At 37.4% G+C, this 2,076-nt stretch carries 2 protein-coding genes; one reads left to right on the forward strand and one right to left on the reverse strand.

Going from position 1 to position 2,076, the window contains the following annotated elements; all coding sequences use genetic code 11:
* Positions 1–141: 141 nt before the first annotated feature.
* Positions 142–1,017 (forward strand): AadS family aminoglycoside 6-adenylyltransferase, encoded by an 876-nt coding sequence (locus AC1DG9_RS26305; protein WP_477635598.1) that lies wholly within the window; start codon positions 142–144, stop codon positions 1,015–1,017.
* Here AC1DG9_RS26305 and AC1DG9_RS26310 read toward each other — a convergent pair.
* Positions 1,010–2,076 (reverse strand): sterol desaturase family protein (locus AC1DG9_RS26310; protein ID WP_477635599.1); only part of this gene is annotated, 1,067 nt, incomplete at its 5' end. The two genes, AC1DG9_RS26305 and AC1DG9_RS26310, sit on opposite strands and share 8 nt — an antisense overlap.

Raw genomic sequence — 2,076 nt, forward strand, 5'->3', positions numbered from 1 at the left:
GGTATAATCATAATGTTCCTAAAATGTATGTTTCCAAAGGTGTTGGAACGAGTATTTTACCTGCAAGATTTGGAGCAAGGGCTGAAATTGCTATTTTTAACCTGCTATGAACTCAATTTCCAAAACAACTACCCAATCACTATGGTTAAAGCCAGAAACGAAAAGCTAAAACACATCATAAACTGGGCTAATTCAAACCATGAGATTAGGGCTGTACTGCTCACCAGTTCATTGGCCAGCGCCATTGCACCCGTAGATAAATTCAGCGACCTTGATATTGAACTGGTTTTTGAAGATTTAACTGCAGCCCTTAAAGATGACAGCTGGCTCAGTGAGTTCGGAAGAGTTATTGCCAAAGTAGCTGAAAGTGAAGAAGCCTTTGATGGGAAGCATGCCATGAGAATGGTGCTTTATGAAGATTATGTAAAGGTTGATTTCAAACTCTATAGCATACTGGAATTTCAAAAAGAAGCCGCTAAATCTGAATTGCCGGAAGATTGGGATGTAGGCTATAAAGTTTTAATAGATAAAGATCGGCTCTGTAAAAACTTAAAGCCGCCAACATATCAGTCTGTTATCATAAAAAAACCAGGAGCTGAAAAATTCGCACAAGTGATGAACGACTTCTGGTGGGACATGACATACGTGGCCAAGTGCCTTGCCCGGGATGAGCTTTTCTATGCTAAGTTCATGACGGAAAACATGATGAGGAATGATTATCTTGTACCAATGATTGAATGGTACATCTCTCTTTCGCATGACTGGAAAATTACCACCAATAAACACKGCCGCTTTTTTAAGAAATACTTGTCATCTGAATTATGGAAAAAAATTGAAGCAACTTTTGCCTCTGCCGAAATCCAGGACAACTGGCGGGCTTTATTTGCCTATGCAGACATTGCCCATGAGTTGGGCACAGAACTGGCAGAAAAACTAACTTATCAGTATCCTGTTTTGCTGGAAAAAGATATCAGAAATTACCTTAATGCAATAAAAAACCACACAGAACTTAAATAGATTCCTGAATCACTATTTGCTTTGGATCCGCACTAAAGTCAGACGCTAACTCATTTTGTATCGGTTGGCGTTGAATTTCCTTAAACTCATTTCTGGCTTTACTTGCCGTCTTATGATCACCTGTATGGCTCCATCCTGGTGGCATAAAAATATACAGGAATTTATTTTTAAGTCCTGGGGCTTTGTAAACATCCTTTATCAAACAGGCGAACTCCCCAAAATAACTATCCAGAAAACTATTAGGTTTCATTTCTCTGGTAATACCGTATTCGATTGGAAGATTCTTCTCCTCAGGCTGATAAGTGCCAAAAACTCGATCCCAGATATTCAGCAGGTTACAAAAATTTGTATCCATATACAATGGATTTTTAGCATGATGTACCCTATGGTGCGAAGGTGTCAGAATGTATTTATACAAAAAGCCCAATTTACCATCCTTCATCAGTTGTTCACCTATATGTATAAAACCACCGTAAAACCCATCAATAAACATAATTACAAACAACATCGGCGGATTTACGCCTAATAAAATGCATACCGTAGTTCTAATCACATCCGCATAAGGCCCCTCCAGAAAAAAGTGTGCATAAGATACAGACAGATTCATAGCCTGTGGTGCATGATGAGTAGAATGCAGGCACCAGAACAAGCGAACTTTATGACCAAGATAATGATAAATGAAATGCCCGAATTCCCATACTATATAGCCATAAATAAACCAATACCAGGTAAAACTAGTTTTAAAGATAGCATACTTCTCAAAAAGCCCTATACAAAATACAATTGCAGCTATGGAGATAAATCGTCCTACAAAAGCATTAAAAACGTACGAAAAGAAAGATATTTTATAATCAATGGCTTTAAATTTCCTTAATATTAAAGCCGTTAATATCTCAATTACCAAAACTATTGGAAAAAGAGGCCCAATAATAGAGGTAAATCCGTCGTAAGTTAAAAAGGAGCTGTAATCCCCAGAGTTAACGATCTTGATAAAATTTCCAATACCAAAGAAACCGATAACCCAATCATAAATTGCTTGAAAAAAATCCATCATAATAC

The organism is Pedobacter sp. 05L430, from assembly GCF_056397585.1.